13 protein-coding genes are annotated in these 21,089 nt (G+C 73.1%); 6 read left to right on the plus strand and 7 right to left on the minus strand.

All coding sequences use genetic code 11. From position 1 onward, the window contains the following. Positions 1 to 10: 10 nt before the first annotated feature. The 6 genes from ACGFZA_RS41205 to ACGFZA_RS41230 form a co-directional block, all read right to left on the minus strand. On the minus strand, positions 11 to 4,831 hold the full coding sequence (locus ACGFZA_RS41205) for a hypothetical protein (protein WP_393686138.1): 4,821 nt from the start codon (positions 4,829 to 4,831) through the stop codon (positions 11 to 13). Between the two features lie 89 nt (positions 4,832 to 4,920). After that, on the minus strand, positions 4,921 to 5,874 hold the full coding sequence (locus ACGFZA_RS41210) for a hypothetical protein (RefSeq protein ID WP_393686139.1): 954 nt from the start codon (positions 5,872 to 5,874) through the stop codon (positions 4,921 to 4,923). 178 nt (positions 5,875 to 6,052) lie between these two features. Next, positions 6,053 to 7,579: a hypothetical protein gene (locus ACGFZA_RS41215; RefSeq protein WP_393686141.1), complete on the minus strand. Its 1,527-nt coding sequence runs from the start codon at positions 7,577 to 7,579 to the stop codon at positions 6,053 to 6,055. Positions 7,580 to 7,650: 71 nt separating this feature from the next. Then, positions 7,651 to 11,304 (minus strand): hydantoinase B/oxoprolinase family protein, encoded by a 3,654-nt coding sequence (locus ACGFZA_RS41220; RefSeq protein WP_393686143.1) that lies wholly within the window; start codon positions 11,302 to 11,304, stop codon positions 7,651 to 7,653. A gap of 284 nt (positions 11,305 to 11,588) precedes the next feature. After that, positions 11,589 to 13,010, minus strand: coding sequence for a HEAT repeat domain-containing protein (locus ACGFZA_RS41225; RefSeq protein WP_385285441.1), 1,422 nt, complete (start codon positions 13,008 to 13,010; stop codon positions 11,589 to 11,591). A gap of 219 nt (positions 13,011 to 13,229) precedes the next feature. Further along, on the minus strand, positions 13,230 to 13,622 hold the full coding sequence (locus tag ACGFZA_RS41230) for an ankyrin repeat domain-containing protein (RefSeq protein ID WP_385285443.1): 393 nt from the start codon (positions 13,620 to 13,622) through the stop codon (positions 13,230 to 13,232). Between the two features lie 313 nt (positions 13,623 to 13,935). Between ACGFZA_RS41230 and ACGFZA_RS41235 the strand changes: the two genes are divergently transcribed. Together ACGFZA_RS41235 and ACGFZA_RS41240 are read left to right on the plus strand one after the other, a co-directional pair. Then, entirely contained in the window at positions 13,936 to 14,130 is a 195-nt protein-coding gene (locus ACGFZA_RS41235) for a hypothetical protein (RefSeq protein ID WP_018103962.1), read from the plus strand. A gap of 38 nt (positions 14,131 to 14,168) precedes the next feature. Further along, the gene (locus ACGFZA_RS41240; protein WP_385285444.1) at positions 14,169 to 15,761 is read left to right on the plus strand and encodes a hypothetical protein; all 1,593 of its coding nucleotides are present in this window, start codon (positions 14,169 to 14,171) and stop codon (positions 15,759 to 15,761) included. A 66-nt stretch (positions 15,762 to 15,827) separates the two neighbouring features. Here the strand turns inward: ACGFZA_RS41240 and ACGFZA_RS41245 are convergent, their stop codons facing one another. Further along, complete coding sequence (locus ACGFZA_RS41245) at positions 15,828 to 17,327, minus strand: PLP-dependent aminotransferase family protein (protein WP_385285446.1); 1,500 nt, start codon at positions 17,325 to 17,327, stop codon at positions 15,828 to 15,830. Positions 17,328 to 17,429: 102 nt separating this feature from the next. Between ACGFZA_RS41245 and ACGFZA_RS41250 the strand changes: the two genes are divergently transcribed. The 4 genes from ACGFZA_RS41250 to ACGFZA_RS41265 all read left to right on the plus strand — a co-directional run bounded on the left by ACGFZA_RS41250 (position 17,430) and on the right by ACGFZA_RS41265 (position 20,924). Beyond that, positions 17,430 to 18,092 (plus strand): YitT family protein, encoded by a 663-nt coding sequence (locus ACGFZA_RS41250; RefSeq protein WP_385285447.1) that lies wholly within the window; start codon positions 17,430 to 17,432, stop codon positions 18,090 to 18,092. Beyond that, entirely contained in the window at positions 18,089 to 18,853 is a 765-nt protein-coding gene (locus ACGFZA_RS41255) for a glycerophosphodiester phosphodiesterase (protein WP_393686147.1), read from the plus strand. Before ACGFZA_RS41250 ends, ACGFZA_RS41255 begins: the two co-directional genes overlap by 4 nt. 45 nt (positions 18,854 to 18,898) lie before the next feature. After that, entirely contained in the window at positions 18,899 to 20,275 is a 1,377-nt protein-coding gene (locus ACGFZA_RS41260; protein ID WP_385285451.1) for an MFS transporter, read from the plus strand. Positions 20,276 to 20,549: 274 nt separating this feature from the next. Then, positions 20,550 to 20,924, plus strand: a complete 375-nt coding sequence (locus ACGFZA_RS41265) for an RNA polymerase-binding protein RbpA (RefSeq protein ID WP_003959706.1) — start codon at positions 20,550 to 20,552, stop codon at positions 20,922 to 20,924. The last annotated feature ends 165 nt before the right edge of the window (positions 20,925 to 21,089 follow it).

A 21,089-nucleotide genomic window follows, 5' to 3' on the forward strand; every position in this document is an offset into this window, starting at 1 on the left:
GTTGTTGCCTCTACGGCGCGGTGCCGGGGTCCGGAACCACGCGGTGGGTGTCCTCGGTCCGGAGCGTGGGCGCCTCCGGTGCCGGTGCGGACCGTTTGAACATACGGGTGGCGGTGATCTCTCCGTGCACCGTCTCGCTGCCCGGGTCCTGCTGGGGCAGTCCGGGACGCAGATGCTCCTCGACGCTGATGTACTTCAGCCCGGCCCTCAGGTCCGCGTCATTGCGCAACCTGATCACCAGCGGGAACTCGGCGAGCGCCGTCGTGTCGAAGAGTCCCGTGGTGTACAGCAGCTGGACGCCGAGCGCGTCCGCGACCGCGCGCTGGAGCTCCAGCAGATACGTGGCGTTGGCGCGGCCGATGGGGTTGTCGAGGAACAGCGTCCCCGCGTGCCGGTGCTGGTGCCGGTCACGGCCGCGGTCGTTGCTGCGCAGGGCGGCCATCGTGCAGTAGAGGGCGATGGCGGCGGTGAGCAGCTGGCCGCCCGAGAAGACGTCGCCCATCTGTCCGACCGGCACCCGCTCGGCGCGGAGCACCGCGTCCGGCTTCAGGATCTCCACGGCGATGCCCCGGGGCTCCAGCGCCGCCTGTACGCCGCGCAGCAGCAGGGACATCCCGTCCCTGCGCAGGTCGGAGTTCTTCTTCAGGGCCGCCCTGGTCGCCTCGTCGATGACCTCTCCGAGCCGTTCGGTGAGGGTGGCCTGGTCGGGCTCCTCGAAGCGGATCCGGAGGAATTCCTGACCGGACCACTCCCCCAGGCCCTCGGGCAGGCGGGAGAGCCGCTGGGCGGAGCGGAGGGTGGTGAGCGCGGAGTCCACCAGGCCGCGCAGCCGGTCGACGATGGACTCGCGGTTGCGCTCCAGCTGGGCCAGTTCGTCGGTGAGGACCCGCAGCCGGGGCGCGAAGGCCGTCGCCCACTTCTGTGCGTGCTCGGGCAGCGCCGCGGCCGGCAGCTCGCGGATCTGCTGGCGGGCCGGGGTGCGGACCTGTTCGTAGCGGGTGGAGTTGGCGTGCCGTACGAGGACGTCGCTCGCCTCCCGGACGGCCGCTTCCGCGGTGGAGAGGTCGGCGGCGCAGCCGCGCAGGGACCTGCGGGCCTCGGCCGCGGACTGCCGGGCCTCCTCCAGGCTGCCGGGGTACGGCTCGGGGTTCTCGGGGTCGTCCTCGGCGCCGTGGTCCCGCAGGAGGTCGCGCAGCAGGGCCGCGGTCTCGTCGAAGCCGCCTGCCGAGTCCTCGGCGGTGCGGTGCGCGTGGAGCAGCTCGGCGTGGGCGGCGCGGGCGGTGTCCAGCGCAGCGGTCGCGGCGGAGAGCTCAGCCGTGGCGGTACGCAGCAGCGCCTGGGCCTGTTCGGCGTCGGCGGGAACCCTCTCGTCGGGGAGTTCGGTGTGCAGGCTCTCGCCGTCGGCCGGGGCCAGCCGCTCGGCCTCGCCGCGGTACCGGCCCAGTTGCTCGCTGGCCGCCGACGCGCGCGTCTCCAGGAGCTGGACCAGGGACTCGGCGCGGGCGGCGGCGGCCTGCCGGGAGGGCCCGTCGGCGCCGTCCGTGCCTTCCAGAAGCTGGGCGGCGCGGGTGCGGACCTTGTTCGTGAGCCGGTCGAGCTCGGCCAGTGCGGCGCTCTCGTCGCTCTCCGCGCGCGCCTGCTCGGCGCGCAGGTCGGCTCCGACGCCGACCTTCTCGTACAGCTGGGACGCCGCCCGGTACGCCTCGCGCAGGGCAGGCAGGGCGTGGCGCGGGGCTCCCGCCTCCGGCTCCGGGAGGTGCTCCGGGGCGCCGGCGATCTCGGCCCGCTCGGCGCGCAGGGCACGGGCGGTGCGGCGCGCGTCGTCGGCGGCGCGCTGCGCGGCCCTGCGGTCCTCGTCGGCGGCGCGGGCCCGCTCCAGGCAGACGGTGGCCCGGGCCTCGGACTCGGCCGCCTCGTCGACCAGTTCGCGCAGTTTCGCCTGCCAGCCCGCCCGTTCACGGAGCCGGAAGGCGAGTCCGGCGAGCGCGTCGGCGGCCCGGCGGGCACGCTGGGCGGCCTCCTGGCGTTCGTCGCGGACGCGCGCGGTGTCCGCCGCCGCCTCGTCGGACTCGGCCCGCACGGTGCGGGCCTCGGCGAGTACGGCCTGTGCCGTCTCGGCTGCCGTGCGGGCGGTGTGGGCGGCTTCCGCGAGTTCGGTGAGCATGCCGGGCGGGCAGTCGGCGCGCCAGGAACCGATGCGGGCGGCGAGCGAGCGGTCCGCGGTGAGGCGGGCCGCCAGCGTGCGGATGTCCTCGTCGCGTGCGGCGGTACGGCTCCTGAGCGCCTGCCGTTCCTCGTCGGCCGCGTGCTCGTCGTGCATCGCCGGGTTCGGCGGGACGAGGAAGACCCCGTCGGTGCTCGTGGCGGATCCGGCGGCGGGGTCCGGCACCGGGGCGAGCAGTGCGGCGGCGGTGCCCACGGCCACGGCGGAGCGCGGCAGCAGTGCTGCGGCTCCGAGGACTTCACGGGCGCGGGCGTGCGCGTCCGGGTCCGTGATGACGACGCCGTCGACGAGTTCGGGGCGGGCCGCGAGCACGGCCGCGTGGTCGGCGGGGTCGACGGCCTGGGCGAGGTAGCGCCACCCCGGCAGCGCCGGGATGCCGTGTTCTCCGAGGTATTCGACGGTGGCGAGCACGTCGGGCCCCGGCGGCAGCAGTCCGCCGTCACCGAGCGCGCCCAGGATGCGGGAGTCGTCGGCTGCCGCGGTGCGCAGTTCGAAGAGCCGCCGTTCGGCGGAGGCGACGCCCTGGTCGAGGAGATCCCGCAGCTCCTCCGCGCTGCGGTCGAACTCGTCCGCGGTGAGGGGCTGTTCGACGGGCCTGGGCTGTGCGGCCGTGGCCGTCTGGGCGCCGTGGGCGGCCGGTTCGGTCCCGTCCGGGGCAGCGGGACCGGACTCCGTGCCCGCACCCTCGTCGTACTGCTGCGGGTCCTCGGCGCCGTCCTGCGCGCCCCGCGTGCCCTGCCGGGGCCGGGGAACACCTCCGGCGGTGGGCAGCCCCAGGAGGTCGGCGAGGCGGTGGTCGGCGGCGATGGACTCGGCGGCCCTGAGCTCGGCCTCGTACGCCTGCTCCGCGGCACGTGCGCCGTCGGCGGCCCGCGCCGCTGCCAGTTCGGCCCGGCTCTCGGCGGCGGCGGCCTGCCTGGACCGGTCCGCCGCGGCCCCGGCGGCCTCACGGGCGGTGTCCCAGGCGGCCACCGCCGACTGCTCGGCGTCGTTCGCTGCGAGCGCCGCGCGGGCCGGGTCCGCGTTCGGCGCGGTGTCGTCGAGCCAGCCCGCACGTACGGCTTCGGCGGTCTCCTGCTCCACCTCGGCGAGGCGCTGGCGCAGGTGGCCGGCCTCGCTGCGGGCGCGCTGCGCCTCGGTGGCGGCGGTGGTGGCGTCCCGGTGGGCGGCCTCGCCCGCGGTCTGGAGCGTGTCGGAGCGCTCCTCCTCCTCGTTGGCCACGCTCTCGCCCGCCTCGGCGGCGGAGTGCAGGGCCCGTACGAGATCACCCGCCGCGGTGGCGCGTGCGGCCAGGGCCGGGGCGGCGTCGCGCTCGGCCTCGCGGATCGCGACGGCGACGCGGGCGGAGCGGTCGGCGGCGGCGCGGTGGCGGAGCACGGCCTCGGCGGCCTGCCAGGCGGAGTGCAGGGTGCGGGCGTCTCCGAGCTCGCGGCGCTGGGCCGCGGCGCTCTTCTCCGCTGCGGTCAGGGCCAGGGAGGCGTGCCGGTAGGCGAGTTCGGCCGCGATCAGGGAGCTGCGGCTGCGGGTCTCCTCGGCGCCCGTGACGGTGTGGGCGGCGCCGGTGACCTGCTGGGCGAGCTCGGTGGTCCGGCCGCGCTCCACACCGGCGCGCGCGGAGAGCCTGCGGGCCAGCGTGCGGGTGCGTCGCTCGGCACCCGCGTGGATGTCCCGGGTCCTGGAGCGGGCCTCGGCGGCTTCGACGATGCGGCCGAGCAGGTCGACGGAGCCCGCGGTGAAATCGCGCTCGGCGGTGAGCTCGGCGCGGCGGCCCAGCTTGTTACCGAAGCCGCTGACGAGGTCGGCGAGGCCGTCGGTGTCGCGGGTGTCGGTGACGGCCCGCAGCAGCAGGTCGGTGAAGTCGGAGTCCTTCTTCACCGCGAAGAGCCCGGCCGCCTCGCCCTCGTCGGCGTTCATCTCGCGCTGGTAGCGGAAGAGTTCGGGGTCCAGGCCCAGGTCGCCGAGATGTTCGTTCCAGCGGTCGTGGATCTCTTCCCAGTGCACGTCGAGGTGCTGGTAGAACTTGCCCGCCTCGGTGAGCGCGTCGCGGAAGCCCTTCATGGTGCGGCGCCTGCCGCGTGCGCCGGAGACGCCCTCGGCGGGGCGGCCGACCGAGGTGGCCTCGGCGACGGGCAGCGAGTCGAGGCTGAGCCCGGGTCCGGGGCGGAAGGAGTACCAGGCCTCGGCGAACTTCCTGGGGTCGTTGGAGACCTGACGTCCGCGCCATTCGCTGACCTTGCCGACGACCACGCACTCGCCGGTCAGTGTGTGCTGCCACTCCAGCGCGACGTGTCCGCAGTCCTCCGCGAGCAGGAACTTGCGCAGCACGCCGGAGCTGGCGCCGCCTAGGGTGTTGCGGTGACCGGGCAGCATCACCGAGAAGATCAGCTTCAGCAGAACGGACTTGCCGCCGCCGTTCTCCAGGAAGAGCACCCCGGCGGGCGCGGGCCGGCGCGGCGGCCCGACCGGCTCCTCCTCGAAGAACTCCGCCTGGGCCGGTGCGGGGTGCGGCACCGGCTCGCCGACGCCGCACAGATCGAGCACGGTGTCGGCGTAGCGCGCGCCGGCAGGCCCGATGGAGTAGAGGCGGACCCGGGACAGCTCGTACATGGCGGCGGACTCTCGTCGTTCAGGCGGCGGGAAGGAGACGTCGGTGGCGGGGGCCGGTCAGGAGCCGGCCGGTGGCGGGAGGGGGCCGGTCAGCCGTGGAACGGCAGACCGGCGCCGGCCGCCAGCTCCAGGTCGTCGGGGTCGGGTGGTGGCAGCAGGGTCGCCGATCCGTCGGTGACCGGCACCACGCCCAGTTCCAGGAGTTCGGCCATGGCGGCACTGCCTGCCATGTCCCGGACCTGGAGCTGGTAGCGGGCGGTGGTGCGGAAGGCGCCTCCGGCGTCGTCCCCGGTGCGCTGGAGGAAGCCGGAGTCGGTGAGGAAGGCCACGGCCTTGCCGACGATGCCGGTGGTGGAGCCGGCCAGCCGGCGGGCGTCCTTCGTGGCTCCGGTGGCGCTGCGCCGGGCGTAGACGCGCCAGCCGGCCTCCAGACCGGGGGCGTCACTGGCCGGGTCGGTGTTGTCGCCGTGTTCCTCCGCGCGCTCCTCCAGCCGGTGGCACGCCTGGCGGACGAACGCGTCGACGCCGTTGACCGTGATCCGGCCGATGTACGCGTCGTCGGCGACGTCCTCGGGGCGGGGGAAGGCCATCGCCGCGACGGCGAGGTGGGCGAGCCCGTGGAGGAAGCGGTCGGCGGAGTCCGAGGAGGCCCGCCGGGCGTAGTCGCCCATGCGTACGGCGAAGACCGAGTCCTCGCCCGCCGTGACGGCCATGCCGGCCCGGGTGGACACCTCCAGCACGATGAGGCCGAGTCCGGTGGCCACGGCGTCGGCGAGCCGGGCGAAGGCCGGCTCCTCCCGGTAGCGGCGGAGCAGCTCGGCGTACTCGGCGTCGCGGGCGGGCAGCAGTTTGGGCTGGAGGCCGAAGGCGACGAGCCGGGAGGCGTCCGCCGCGTCGGCCGGGGTGACCCCGGCCGACGCGGCCGATTGCCCGGACGCGGGCCGGTCGGCGGGGTGGCCGGCCAGGGGGGCCGACCGGTCGGCCGGGTGGGCGGTCGGCGGCTCGCTCCACGCTTCGGCGTGCTCTGCGCGGTGGTCGCTCACGACGGTCGCTCCTTGTTGCGGAAAGTCTTCGGTACGGGGTGGCAGGCCACGTTGCGGAAAGTCATCGGTACGCGGTGGCAGACCGCGCTGCGGAAAGTCATCGGTACACGGTGGCAGGCCACGCGGCCTTTCGCTGCGGCAGCGGCTCGCGCGCGAGCGGCCGGGGCGGGGCGCGTCCTCATGTCGCCTCCGAGCGGTCCGCCGCCATGCCGACGGCGTCCAGCAGGGCCATGCCCACGATCAGATCCGCGCCGCCGAACTCGGGATCGTCGAGCGGGGTGCCGTCGTCCACGGAGAACAGCAGGCGGCGCTCTCCCTGGCGGTAGGCGGTGCCGACCGGCGGGCTGGCGGCGTGCACCGCGAGCAGGGCGACCAGGTACGGCAGGTCGGCGTCGCGCCGCCGGGCCTCGGCCAGAAGTCCGGAGAGGCGGCGCGGCGCGTCGTGTTCGAGGTCGAGAAGCTCCATCGCGGACGCCAGCTGCTCCTCGCTGAACCGGCTGTCGTCCGGGGTGGCGATCAGATCCGGTTCGGGCATCTCGGCGCCCAGGTGTTCGCGTTCGAGTGGGGGTGTGAGCAGCATGTCGACCAGGTCGCCCACGCGGACCGAGGTGGGGGTGCGCAGCCCGGTGCCGTGGGCGAAGAAGGCGTCGGTGGCCCGGATGCCCTGTTCGACGGGGAGCGGGAGCAGCGGGGCCAGGAGCTGTCCGTACAGGTCGAGCCCTGCGCGGACGGCGGGTGCGGCGAAGGCCTGGCGGTCCTGCTCGGCGCGGAACAGCGGTCCGGCCTCCAGGAGGCGGGACTGGAGCTGGGTGTGGCGGCGGATGCAGTCCTTGACGATGTCGACCAGCTCGGCGGCGCGCCTCTTGTGTTCGGGCTCCTCGGCCTCGTCCCGGGCCTTGCGGATGTTGGTGAGGATGGCGTTCTCGTGGCGGTAGCGGTCGGCGACGTGGTCGAGTGCCTCGGCGATCATGTCGGGCACGGCGTTGAGCCAGTCGACCGCGCGGACGTTGCGCCGGGTCGCGTCGAGCGTCTTGCGGAGCGTCTCCGCGTACTGCACGGTCCGGTAGCGGGCCTGCTCGGCGGCGAGCTGGGCGTCGGCGAGGCGGCCGCGGCTGATCAGGACCTCCAGTTTCACCTCGGCGGCGATCTGGGCGCTGGTGACGTCCGTGTCGAGCGCGCCGACCAGGACGTTGACCGCTTCGTCCGTGGCGCGCAGATAGACGCTGCCGCCGTATCCGGGGACTTCCTCGATCAGCTTGAAATCGTAGTCCCGGCGGACGTAGACGCCGTCGGGTCCGAAGGTGCCGTAGACCGCCCGGAAGCCCCGGTCCACACTGCCGACGTTGATGAGGTTCTCCAGCACCCAGCGGGCGACCCGTTCGTGCTCGGCGACGGGGCGGCGCGGGGCCTGCGCGGCGACGCGGGGAAGCAGCCTGGCCACTATCTGGTCGTGGTCGGCTCCGGTGTCGAAGTCCATGTTGAGGGTGACGTGGTCGATCGCCGCGAGGGCGACCTCCGCCATCGCGTACACGGTGTACTCACCGGCGAGGTTCGCCTTGCGCACGTCGAGGTCGTGCAGCGGCGCCGTGCAGGCGAGCGCGCGCAGCCGTCGCGAGAGCCCCTCGTCGGCGGCCGGGCCCGGTGCGGGCCGCGGCCCCGCGCTGAGCTGGGGCGCAGCGTTTTCCGTGTAGGCAGGCGAAGTCACGCTGCACAGATTAGGTCCTCGGACTGACAACGGTCGAAACGGCGCAGAAGCGGCCGGTTGCCCCGAGTCGGTCATGCCCCGCCGCGGGTGCCTCCACGAGCCCGGTCGCCCGTCGTGTCCGGGGCTCCGAACCCCCCGCCGCCCGGGGTGCGGATGACCAGTACGTCCCCGGCGTCCAGGCGTGCGGTGTCGCAGCCCTTCAGCGGGGCGAGGCCGCCGTCGGCACGTTCGATGTGCTGGCTGCCCCGTGCACCCGTCCCGCCTCCCGCCATGCCGTACGGCGGGACGCGGCGGTGCCCGGTGAGGAGCGCGACCGTGACGGGTTCGAGGAAGCGGATGCGGCGTTCCACCCCGCAGCCGCCGTGCCAGCGGCCGGGCCCGCCGCTTCCCTCGCGTACCCGGAAGCTCTCCAGCCGCACCGGGTAGCGCCATTCGAGGATCTCGGGATCGGTGAGCCGGGAGTTGGTCATGTGGGTCTGTACGGCGTCGGTGCCGTCGAAGCCGTCCCCGGCGCCAGAACCGCTCGCCACCGTCTCGTAGTACTGCACGCGGTCGTTGCCGAAGGTGAGGTTGTTCATGGTGCCCGAGCCCTCGGCCTGGACGCCCAGGGCGGCGTAGAGCGCCCCGGTGACGGCCTGCGAGGTCTCGACGTTGCCGGCGACCGTGGCCGCGGGGTGCGCGGGTGCCAGCATCGAGCCCTCCGGGACCCTGATCTCCAGGGGGGTGAGGCAGCCGCTGTTGAGCGGGATGTCGTCGGCCACCAGGGTCCGGAACACGTACAGCACGGCGGCCGTGACCACCGACTTCGGGGCGTTGAAGTTGCCCGGCTGCTGGGGTGAGGTGCCGGTGAAGTCGACGAGGACGCTGCGGGCTTCCCGGTCCACGGTCAGGGTCACCTCGATCACGGCGCCGTTGTCGGTCTCGTACCGGCAGTGGCCGTCGTGCAGTCCGGCGACGATGCGGCGCACGGACTCCTCGGCGTTGTCCTGCACGTGGCCCATGTAGGCGTCGACGACGTCGGGGCCGAACTGCTCGACCATGCGGCGCAGTTCGGCGATTCCCTTCTCGTTGGCGGCGATCTGGGCGCGCAGGTCGGCCAGGTTGGTGTCCGGGTCGCGGGAGGGATGGGCGGCGGTGGTGAGCAGGTCTCGGGTCTCGGTCTCGCGGAGGGTGCCGTCCCGCACCAGGAGCCAGTTGTCGAAGAGCACGCCTTCCTCGTCGACGGTACGGCTGAAGGCCGGCATCGAGCCGGGCGTGATGCCGCCGATCTCGGCGTGGTGACCGCGCGAGGCCACCAGGAATCTCAGTGCGGGAGCGGCGTCCGTCTCGTCGAAGACCGGTGTCACGACGGTCACGTCGGGCAGGTGCGTACCGCCGTGGTAGGGGTCGTTGATGGCGTACACGTCGCCGGGCCGCATCGTGCCCTCGTTGCGGCGCAGTACTTCCTTGATGGACTCCCCCATGGAGCCGAGGTGGACCGGGATGTGCGGTGCGTTGGCGATCAGGTTGCCGTCCGCGTCGAAGAGGGCGCAGGAGAAGTCGAGCCGCTCCTTGATGTTGACGGAGTGGGCCGTGTTCTCCAGGCGCACGCCCATCTGTTCGGCGATGGACATGAAGAGGTTGTTGAAGACCTCCAGCATGACCGGGTCCACCCTGGTCCCGACGGCCGCTCTCGCGGGACGGGGAAGGGCGCGGGTCAGGATCAGATGACCGGCGGCGCCGAGGACGGCCTGCCAGCCGGGGTCGACGACGGTGGTGGCGTCGGCCTCGGCGATGACGGCCGGACCGGTCACGGTGTCCGCGGCCCGCAGGTCCGCTCTGCGGTGGAGGGCGGCGTCCTGCCGGCGGCCCCCGGCGAACATCCGTGCCGTTTCGTGGGGTTGGGGTGCGGTGGCTCTGCCCCGCGCCGGTCCGGACGGGCGCGGGGCGGCGTGTTCCCCCGCTGTCCCGGTCGCCTCGGCGGAGACCGCCTCGACGACGAGCGGCCGGTCCATCGTGAAGCCGTACCGCGCGCGGTGCTCGCCCGTGAACGCCTCGGTCATGGCGGCCACCGTGTCCAGGTCGACGGAGAGGCTCGCGTCGGTTCCCTCGTACCGCAGGAGTACGCGCGCACGGGTGCTGATCGCACGGTCCGGGACGCCGTCGGCAAGCAGTTCGTCCCGGGTACGAGCGCCCAGCTCGTCGCAGAGTTCGCCCAGACGCTCCCGGGTGGCGGCGTCGAGCGGCGCCTCGACGGACTGCTCGCGCATGGCGGTGGCGTCGGCCAGCCCGATGCCGTAGGCGGACAGCACACCGGCCAGCGGGGGCACGAGGACCGTGTCGATGCCGAGGGCGTCGGCGACGGCGCAGACGTGCTGACCGCCGGCACCGCCGAAGCCGGTGAGGGCGTAACGGGTGATGTCGTGCCCGCGCTGCACGGAGATCTTCTTGACCGCGTTCGCCATGTTGAGCACGGCGATCTCCAGGAATCCGGCGGCCGTTTCGGCGGCTGTGCGCCTCGTCCCGGTGGCCCGTGCGACCTCGTCCGCGAGAGCCTCGAAGCGTTCGCACACGATGTCCGCGTCGAGAGGCAGGTCACCGTCCGGCCCGAAGACGGCGGGGAAGTGGGCCGGCTGGATCCGGCCGAGCATCACCTGGGCGTCGGTGACGGTGAGCGGACCGCCTCCGCGGTAGCAGGCCGGGCCCGGCACCGCTCCGGCCGAGTCGGGACCGACCCGGTAGCGCCGGCCGTCGAAGTGCAGGACCGAACCGCCCCCCGCCGCGACGGTGTGGATGTTCATCATGGGCGCGCGCATCCGTACGCCCGCCACCTCGGTGCCGAGCTCGCGTTCGAACTCACCCGCGTAGTGCGAGACATCGGTGGACGTGCCGCCCATGTCGAAGCCGATCACCCGGTCGTACCCGGCCTGCCCGGAGGTCCGGGCCATGCCGACGACCCCGCCGGCCGGCCCGGACAGCACCGCGTCCTTGCCACGGAAGTGGGCTGCCTCGCGCAGGCCGCCGTTGGACTGCATGAACATCAGGCGGATGCCGTCGAGCTCCGCGGCGATCGTGTCGACGTACCGGCGCAGGATCGGCGAGAGATAGGCGTCGACGACGGTGGTGTCGCCGCGCGGCACGAGCTTGATCAGGGGGCTGACCTCGTGGGAACAGCTGATCTGGGTGAACCCTGCCGCGCGGGCCTCGGCGGCGACCGCCTTCTCGTGGTCCGGGTGGCGGTAGCCGTGCATGAGGACGACGGCCGCGCTGCTCAGGCCCTCGGCGCGGGCGGCACGCAGCCGCTCCGCGACGGCGGCCCGGTCCAGGGGCCGGACGGTCCGTCCCCGGGCGTCGACCCGCTCGGGGACCTCGATCACCCGCTCGTACACGGCTTCCGGGAGCAGGATGCGGCGGTCGAAGAGCCGGGGCCGGTTCTGGTACGCGATGCGCAGAGCGTCCCGGAATCCCTCGGTGATGACGAGGACGGTGGGTTCGCCGCGCCGCTCCAGCAGGGCGTTGGTGGCGACGGTGGTGCCCATCTTGACGGCGGCGACCCGGTCGGCGGGGACCGGTTCGTCCGGTGCGAGCCCCAGCAGCAGCCGGATTCCGGCGACGGCGGCGTCCCGGTGGCGGTCCGGGTCGTGCGAGAGGAGTTTGCGGGTGACCAGCCGGCCTTCGGGGTCCTTGCCCACCACATCGGTGAACGTGCCGCCTCGGTCGATCCAGAACTCCCAGCGTCCGGTCATCCCTCCATAGTGACGCGCGGCCCTTCGGTACGGGCGCAGGGCGCGACGGGGATGCGGTGGGGCCGGGGTGCGGCGGAGGCCCCGGGTGGTGGGGGCGGTAAGGCGCGGCGCGCCCCCGACGCGCTGCGTTCCTGCGATTCCCGGCCGTGCGGTCCCGTGCGTGGTGCCGGCCTGTGCCGTTTCCCGGCCATGGTGTCCGGCCTGTCCCGCTTCCCGGCCGTGCGGTCCCCGGGCGGCCTGTCCACTTCCCGGCCGTGCGGTCCCGGTCCGGGTGTCCGGCCCCGTCAGACCGCCGGTGCGTCCGGCCCGATCCTGCTGCGTACGGCCGACTGGACCTCGGCCTCCTCGGCGGGATCCGCCGCGAGCCGGCGCAGGCGCTCGGCCACCCTGATGTCACCGGTCTCCGCGTGGCGTGCGGCGACCTCGCGGGTCGTCTCCTCGCAGTCCCACAGGCATTCGACGGCGAAACCGGTGGCGTAGGAGGGGTCGGTGGCGGCGAGGGCCCGGGCGGCCCTTCCCCGCAGGTGGGAGGAGGACGTCTCCCGGTAGACGTGGCGCAGTACCGGAGCCGCGCAGACGATGCCGAGCCGGCCGGCGCCGTCGACCAGGGACCACAGGCGAGGCGCGTCCGGCCCCTCGCCCCGTACGGCGTCACGCAGCGCGGCGAGGACGAGCGGTGCGTCCTGCGCGCCGCCGCGGCCGGCCAGCACTCCGGCCGCCGAGGCGCCGAGCGCGTCGGGCCGCCGTGCCCAGCGGCGCGCACGTTCCACGGCGGGTTCGCCGCACATCCGCTCGAAGGCGGCGACGGCCGCTTCGGCGACGGTGCGCGAGGCGCTGACCGCCGCGGCCTCGATCAGGTCGAGCACGGCCGGATCGCGGACCTCGGCGGCGAGGTAGTGCAACGCGGCGCCGCGGGCGCCTTCCGGGCCACTGCGCGCGGCCTCGATGATCACGGGCCGGTCCTCGGGCCCCGCCACGGCGGAGAGGCAGCGGGCGGCCGGCACGTGGAGGAGGCTGCCGCGGTCGAGCCCTTCCTGGGCCCAGTCGAAGACTGCCTGGACGCTCCATCCCGGGCGGGGTCCGCCGGGCCGCATCTGCCGCTGCCAGCGGTCGAACGAGCCCTGCTCGGAGGCGGCTCGCACCCGGGCGCCGACCGATGCGCGCGGATCGTCGGCCCAGAGCCGCCAGGGGCGCGGCTCGTAGGCGTCCCGCACGGTGGCGGCCAGCTCGGCGCGGCCCTCGGCGTCCTCGGGGAACCGGGCGAGTACGGGCACGGCGAGCGAGCGGAGCCCGGCGTCGTCGTCACGCAGCGCCAGCTCGTCCAGGGCCCAGGCCCAGTTGGCACCGGTCGCGGCGTAGCGCCGCAGCAGGGCCAGGGCGTCGTCGCGGCCGTACGAGGCCAGGTGTCCGAGGACCGCCAGGGCCAGGCCGGTCCGTGAGTCGTCCGTGTCGAGGTGGTCGTCGGCATCGCACAGGTGCCGCTCGATCTCCTCGATCCCGCCGTCGAGGTCGAGATACAGACGTGCGTAGTAGAGGGAGCGGTTCTCGACCTGCCAGTCGTGACGCGGATCGCTCAGGACGCAGTGGTTGAGAGCCGCCAGGGCCTCGGGGCGTGGGGCGGCGAGTGCGTGGAGCGTGCCGTCGCCGCGGCCCCTCTGCAGCAGGCCGAGCAGGGTGCCGCTCGGCGCTATGAACGGATCAAACATGGGAAAAGCCTCACATCAAGCTGTCGACGCAACCGGGACTGTGCAGTTCCATGTGCCGGGTGGGCACTAGGCCGCGCAGCAACATGATCGGCCGACTGCCGTCTTCTGCCTGGTGTAGACCATCTTCCTCTGCCTCTCGTCGGTGGCCCGAATCGGGCCCGCGACGTCATGATGACCCAGCCATTTCGCCACCGCGACCACATTTACGGCGAAGCCCCTTCAGCGGGCGCCGAAGAGTTCCAGCAGGTCGGCCTTGCCGAACATGCGCGCCGTGTCCAGCGCGGAGGGTGTTCCGGCCGCCGGATCGGCCCCCGCGTCGAGCAGTGCCTTGATCACCGCGTCCTCGCCCTTGAAGACGGCTCCGGCGAGGGGCGTCTGCCCCCGGTCGTTGGCGCGGTCCGGGTCGGCGCCGCGGCCCGTGAGGGCCGTGACGGCGGGAGCGTGCCCGTGGTAGGCCGCGAGCATCAGCAGCGAGTCGCCCCGGTCGTTGGTGAGGTTCACCGGGACACCGGCGTCGACGTAGGCCGCGAGGGCATCGGCGTCGCCGTGGCGCGCCAGGTCGAAGACCTTGGTCGCCAGCTCGACCACCTCGGGATCAGGGGTGTCGCTCATCGGGGGACCGCCTTCCTTTAACCGTTCGTATGGCCGCCCGCCCGCCGGGGCGTGCGGCGCGTGGGCCGTACGAGTGAATCGACAGGGTACTGCCCAAGGGCGCACATACCCCGGCCCGCCCACGGCAAAAGATCACGTCGAGTGACGACGGAGCGATGCCGGACCCCGGAAATCCCTCCTGCCCATGTCTTCGCGTCCGCCAGTCCAGTGAAAAAACCGACTTTTCACCCGATTGCAGCTTTTATCATATAGATACTTCCGGTGAGCTTGGAAGGACTCATGGTGACTGTCCCCCCAACCAGGAGAACCACTCATGATCCTTTCCATGTCAGGCGTCGTCATCCTCGGCATCATCGTCTTCCTGTTCTTCAGGAAGGACGGCCTCAAGGCGTCGCACGCCCTCGTCACCGCCCTGTTCGGCTTCTACCTGGCCGGCACCGCCATCGCACCGAGCATCACCGCGGGCGGAGCGAGCCTCGCCGGCCTCTTGGGCGGGATCAAGTTCTGACCCTCCGCCCCCGCTCCCACCCCCTTCAGGAGACCGACGTGGCCCGGCGACCACTCCCCCGCATTCTGAGCAGCGGCAGCGCTTCGATCACTCGCAGTCGCGAGTTCGCGCGCACGGCCGCCGACAGCGCCACCGACGTGCTCCATCCGCTGATCATGATCACTCGTGGTCTGCGGCTGCTGGCCGGTGCAGGACGGCAGAAGTGGGCCGCGACGCCCAAGGACCGGCGTGGTCCCACGCTGTTCCTCGTCGCGGCCTGCGTGCTCGTGGTAGCGCTCATCCCGTACGGGCCGCTGCTGGCCCTCGTCCTGGTGATGGGCGCCGCCGCATGGAAGGGACGGGAACGCACCCCCGTCAAGACCGGCCCCGACGAGGCGGAGACCGGGCGCCTGCAGGCTCTGTACGAGGCGCTCGTGCCGTACTTCTCGACGGCCGACGACCCCAGTCCGCTGTTCACCCACGGCGGCGACTGGGACAAGGTCTTCAGCGGCTACACGTTCGACGGCGACGGCCGGGTCAGCAGTCTCCGTGTGACCTATCCCGCCTACTTCACCGACAGCGAGGCCGCTTCCCGCACCCGGATCGAACAGCTGCTGCACGCCAAGTCGGGCCGGGGCCGGGAGTACCTGTTCAGCTGGGACGAGGAGGGCAACCAGCTCGTCATGAACGTGCTCGACGCCCTGCCCACCTCCCTCACCGCCCAGCGCTTCGTCACCGCCCCGGGCGAGACCGTCCTCGGGTTCACGGACGACGACGCCGTGCAGCGCACGGTGCCGGTGAGCGACGGGGACGAGACCCGGGACGCGCCCGGAGTCGTCTGGCGGACCGGCGCACGCTCCACCGAGCCGCACCTGCTGATCGCCGGGCAGCCCGGCAGCGGCACCACCACACTCCTGCGCTCCATCGCCCTGCAGGCGCTCCACCAGGGCGACATCCTGATCGTCGAAGGCAGCGGCACCGGCGAGTACGCCTGCTTCACCGGGCGCGAAGGAGTCCTGGCCGTCGAGTGCGGACTGGCCGGCGCCCTGTCCACCCTGGAATGGGCGGCCAACGAGACCGAGCGGCGGCTGATCGACGCCAGCCGGGCACGGCAGGCCGGGCAAGCCGCCCCCGAGGACACCCGGCGCCCCCTCTGGATCCTGCTCGACCGGCCGAGCGCGCTCGCCCACCTCGCGGCGGCGGGCGGCGGACCCGATCCGCAGGAGCTGCTCCAGGTGCCCCTGCGGCACGGCAGAGCCGCCAACGTCACCGTGGTGATGGCCGAGCAGTTCGACTGCCTGGACGGCCTGAGCGACACCGTCCGGTCCCACACGAGGGCCCGGGTCGTGCTCGGCCACTGCTCGCCCGGCCAGATCGAGTCCGTCCTCGGCCTCGAACCGCACACCACCCCCACCCCCGACGTCCCGCCCGGCCGCGGGTACGCGCGGTTCGGCACCGGCCAGGTGCTGCGGATCCAGGTGCCGGCCACGCCCGACCCGTACGACGACGCGACGAGCGAGGCGCAGCGCCGGGCGGTGCTCGACCTGCTCCCCGAGCGGCGCACCGCGATCGAGGCGAGCGTGCCCGATCCGGTGCGGGCGGACACCGTGACCGCGTCCGTCTCCGTCGAGGGCCTGGCCCTCAGCGACTGACCCGGACAAGGGTGAGGGGCCCGCGGATCGACGGATCGCGGGCCCCTCACCCTGTGCGGAGGCCGTTCAGGCCACGAACGTGCGGGGCGCCTCGGCCCCCGCCCCGGCCCCCGAACCGACCAGCCGGGCGGCGGCCGCGAGCCGCAGGGCCGCCTCGTCCGCCACCGGACCGCCGACCGTGAACGGCAGCCGCACATAGCCCTCGAAGGCCCCGTCGACCCCGAACCGGGGTCCGGACGGCACCCGCACCCCGACCTGCTCCCCGGCCACCGCGAGCCGCGATCCGGAGAGCCCGCCGGTGCGGACCCAGAGCGTCAGCCCGCCGCGCGGCGCGGCGAACTCCCAGTCCGGCAGCTCCCGGCGCACCGCGGCGACCAGCGCGTCCCGGTTGTCCCGCGCCTGCTCCCGGCGGATCTGCACGGCCTGCTCCCAGCCGCCGGTACGCATCAGCCAGTTGACGGCCAGTTGTTCGAGGACCGGGGTCCCCATGTCCGCGTAGGCGCGGGCGGCCACCAGGCTGCGGATCACGTCCGGCGCGGCACGGACCCAGCCGATGCGCATGCCGGCCCAGAAGGCCTTGCTCGCCGATCCGACGGTGAGCACCGTGCTGCCGGCCGGGTCGAAGGCGCACACGCGGCGGGGCATGCGCACGTCCTCGTCCAGATGCAGTTCCTGCATCGTCTCGTCGACGACCAGAACCGTGCCGGCCGAGCGCGCGGCGTCCACCAGCGCACGGCGGCGGTCCTCGTCCGCGAGGGCGCCGGTGGGGTTGTGGAAGTCCGCGACGACGTACGCGAGCCGGGGGGCCGCGTCCCGCAGCACCTGGCGCCACCGGTTCATGTCCCAGCCGCCGAGCCCCTCCTCCATGGCCACCGGCACCAGACGGGCGCCGGCCTCCCGCATCAGCTGGAGGATGTTGGCGTAGCTCGGGGACTCCACCGCGATCCGTTCGCCGCGGCCGGCGAAGAGGTGGCAGATCGCGTCGATGGCGCCCATCGCCCCCGTGGTGACCATGATCTGTTCGGGCATCGTCGGAATGCCGTCGGCGGTGTACCGGTCGGCGATCATCCGGCGCAGCGCGGGGAGGCCGGCCGGGTAGTCGCCGTGCGTGTGGGCGTACGGGGGCAGCTCCTCCAGGGCGCCCTGGACGGCCCGGGTCAGCCACGGCTCGGGGGCGGGCAGCGACGCGCAGCCCAGGTCGATCATCGATCCGAGCGCCTCGGGCGGCAGCGGTTCCAGGCCTCGGGCGGGCAGCGGGTTGCCCGCGGGGACGGCCGTCCAGCTGCCGGCACCGCGCCGCGACTCCAGGAAGCCCTCGGCCCGCAGCGCCTCGTAGGCCGCGGCGACCGTCGTACGGCTGACGGAGAGGGCGAGGGCGAGTTCACGCTCGGCGGGCAGCCTGGCGGCGACCGGCACGCGGCCTTCCAGCACGAGCAGCCGGATACCGTCGGCGAGCGCGCGATAGGCGGGCGGCCTGCGGCTGCCGGGGCCGGCGGGCCGAGGCTGCTGGGCATGGAGCTGCCGGGCGAGCTGCGCCGCGCCGACAGCCGAAGTCCACTGCGCCATGAGAATCAGTCCACCTTCCTCGGATTGGCCATGGTTGGCAGCCAATCCCCTGCCACAGAGTGACATGCAGCAGTCCACCACCACCACTCCAGGGGGCACCACTTGTCCATCACCGCCGTGCCGCGCGGGTCGCACCTCTGCCGACGGCTGATCCAGCTCTACGCGGGCCTGGCGCTGTACGGCGCGAGTTCGGCGCTGCTGGTCGTCGCCGGGCTCGGACTGGAACCCTGGGGCGTGCTGCACCAGGGGCTCGCCGAGCGCACGGGGATCAGCATCGGGGTCGTCTCGATCATCATCGGCGCCATCGTGCTGCTGCTCTGGATTCCCCTCCGGCAGCGGCCGGGCCTGGGCACCGTCTCCAACGTCTTCGCCGTCGGTCTCGCGATGGACGGCACGCTCGCCCTCGTCCCCGAGGCGCACGGGCTCGCGGCCCGGGGCGGGGTGATGGTGGCGGGGATCGTCCTCAACGGCGTGGCGACCGGGCTCTACATCGCCGCCCGCTTCGGTCCCGGTCCGCGTGACGGGCTGATGACCGGACTGCACCAGCGGACGGGCCGGTCGATCCGGCTCGTCCGTACGGCGATCGAGGTCGCGGTCGTGGTCACCGGGTTCCTGCTCGGCGGCTCCCTCGGCGTGGGCACGGTCCTGTACGCCCTGGCCATCGGCCCGCTCGCCCAGTTCTTCCTGCGCTTCTTCACGATCACGGACGGCCGTGGCACCACGGTCGCCGCCGCGTCACCCGGGCAGGCCATACTGCCGCAGTGACTTCCGTACGCCATCCCTATCTGGACCACCCCGCACCGCTCGCGTTCGCCCACCGGGGCGGGGCGGCGGACGGGATCGAGAACACCGCGGCCGCGTTCCGCCGGGCCGCCGACGCCGGGTACCGGTACTTCGAGACCGATGTGCACGCCTCGGCGGACGGCCGGCTGGTCGCCTTCCACGACTCCACCCTGGACAGGGTCACGGACGCCCGGGGCCGGATAGCGGAGCTGCCGTGGAGCGAGATACGGCGGGCCCGGGTGGCGGGGCGGGAGCCGATGCCGCTGTTCGAGGAACTGCTGGAGGCGTTTCCCGAAGCACGCTGGAACGTGGACATCAAGGCCGGGCCGGCGCTCGAGCCCCTCGTGGAACTGATCCGCCGGACGGACTCCTGGGACCGGGTGTGCGTCGGTTCCTTCTCCGAGGCGCGGGTCGCCAGGGCGCACCGGCTGGCGGGAGAGCGGCTCGCCACCTCCTACGGCGTCCGCGGCGTCCTCGGACTGCGGCTCCGCTCGTACGGCATCCCGGCGGCGCTGCGCGCCGGTGCGGTCTGCGCACAGGTCCCGGAGAGCCAAGGGGGCATCCGGGTCGTCGACCGGCGCTTCGTACGCGAGGCCCATGCGCGGGGGCTCCAGGTGCACGTCTGGACGGTGAACGAACCGGAACGGATGGCCGCACTCCTGGACCTCGGAGTGGATGGCATCATGACCGATCACATCGAGACGCTGCGTACGGTGCTGAGCGAGCGGGGGGCCTGGGCCTGACGCCGGCCCCGGTGACGTCTCCACGGGGAGAGACGAGGGTGCGCAATGAGCGCCGAGACCGCGGACACCGCAGAGCCGGCGGACGGCACGACCGGCGGGGCGGCAGACCCCGTCGAACGACGCCGCGAGCAACGCGGCTGGTATTTCTACGACTTCGCCTGCTCCGTCTACTCGACGAGCGTCGTCACGGTGTTCCTCGGGCCCTATCTGACCTCGGTCGCCAAGGCCGCCGCCGACGCCGACGGCTACGTCCATCCGCTGGGCATCCCGGTCCGTGCGGGATCGCTGTTCGCCTACACGATCTCGGCCTCCCTCGTCCTCGCGGTGATCCTGATGCCGATGGCGGGGGCCGCGGCCGACCGCACGGGCCGCAAGAAGCCGCTGCTGGCGGTGGCGGCGTACACGGGCGCCACCGCGACGGCGGCGATGTTCTTCCTGGACGGTCACCGCTATCTGCTCGGCGCCTTGCTGCTCATCGTGGCGAACGCCTCGATCTCGGTGTCGATGGTGCTCTACAACGCCTATCTGCCGCAGATCGCAGAGCCCGACGAGCGCGACGCGGTCTCCTCCCGAGGCTGGGCCTTCGGCTACACGTCGGGGGCGCTGGTCCTCGTCCTCAACCTGATCCTGTACACCGGCCACGACTCCTTCGGACTCTCCGAGTCGGACGCCGTACGGATCTGCCTCGCCTCGGCCGGCGTCTGGTGGGGCGCCTTCACCGTCATACCGTTGCGGCGGCTGCGCGACCGGAACACGGGGACGGGCGGCACCGAGGCGGTCGGCTCCGGGTGGCGGCAGCTGAGGGCGACCCTGCGGGACATGCGCAGCCACCCCCTCACCCTCTCCTTCCTGCTTGCGTACCTCGTCTACAACGACGGTGTGCAGACCGTCATCTCGCAGGCGTCCGTGTACGGCTCCGAGGAACTGGGCCTGAGCCAGACGACGCTGATCACGGCGGTGCTGCTGGTCCAGGTGCTGGCCGTCGCCGGTGCGCTCGGCATGGGGCGGATGGCCCGGACGTACGGTGCGAAGCACACGATCCTCGCGTCGCTCGTCGTCTGGACCCTGATCCTCGTCGCCGGCTACTTCCTGCCCGCCGGCTCGCCGGTCTTCTTCTACGCGCTGGCCGCGGCGATCGGTCTGGTCCTCGGCGGCAGCCAGGCGCTCTCCCGGTCCCTCTTCTCGCATCTGATGCCGCGCGGCAAGGAGGCCGAGTACTTCTCCGCGTACGAGATGAGCGACCGCGGGCTGAGCTGGCTGGGGCCACTGGTGTTCGGGCTCGCGTACCAGCTGACCGGCAGCTACCGGGATGCGATCATCTCGTTGGTGGTCTTCTTCGTGGTCGGTTCGGTGCTGCTCGCGAGGGTGCCGGTCCGGCAGGCTGTGGCGGCGGCCGGGAATCCCGTTCCCGAACGGATTTAGACGTTGAAGTGAAAGGCCGGTAGTGTACGCCTTTGGCCTGCCCGGAGGACCGTTACTGCGAGTGGAAGCATCCGAACCGTTGGGTGACAACTTCCGCCAGATGTGACAAACCGGGCATTGGCGGGTACCTGAACACTCGCAAACCTGAAAAAGCAGCGGCACGACGGGCGACGCATGACCGGCAACGGGAATCTTTGCCGCCGACCGGACGTTGACCGGATGACGACGACAGCGACATTTGTCCTGTGGGCGACAAGCCCGGGAGGCACGATTCATGAGTGAGCGAGCTCTCCGCGGCACGCGACTCGTGGTTACCAGCTACGAGACGGACCGCGGCATCGATCTGGCCCCGCGCCAGGCGGTGGAGTACGCATGCCAGAACGGACATCGATTTGAGATGCCGTTCTCGGTAGAGGCGGAAATTCCGCCGGAGTGGGAGTGCAAGGCGTGTGGCGCCCAGGCACTCCTGGTGGACGGGGATGGCCCCGAGGAGAAGAAGGGCAAGCCTGCGCGTACGCACTGGGACATGCTCATGGAGCGACGCACACGCGAGGAGCTGGAAGAGGTGCTGGCCGAGAGGCTGGCGGTTCTGCGCTCCGGCGCCATGAATATCGCCGTGCATCCGCGGGACAGCAGGAAGTCTGCTTGACCGCGTAGCACCGCACCGAGACAGAGCCGTGGGGGGGGGGGGCGCGGCGGGGGGGCGGGCCCCCCCCCCCCCCACGCCGCCAATCGGGGCCCCTTGCCCGGCGACCGCCCCGGCCAGTCGGGTTACCCGCACTCGACCACAACCTGTCGCCGCTCCCGGCAGATC

Origin of the sequence: Streptomyces sp. NPDC048211, from assembly GCF_043202315.1 — a bacterium.
Lineage (GTDB): Bacteria > Actinomycetota > Actinomycetes > Streptomycetales > Streptomycetaceae > Streptomyces.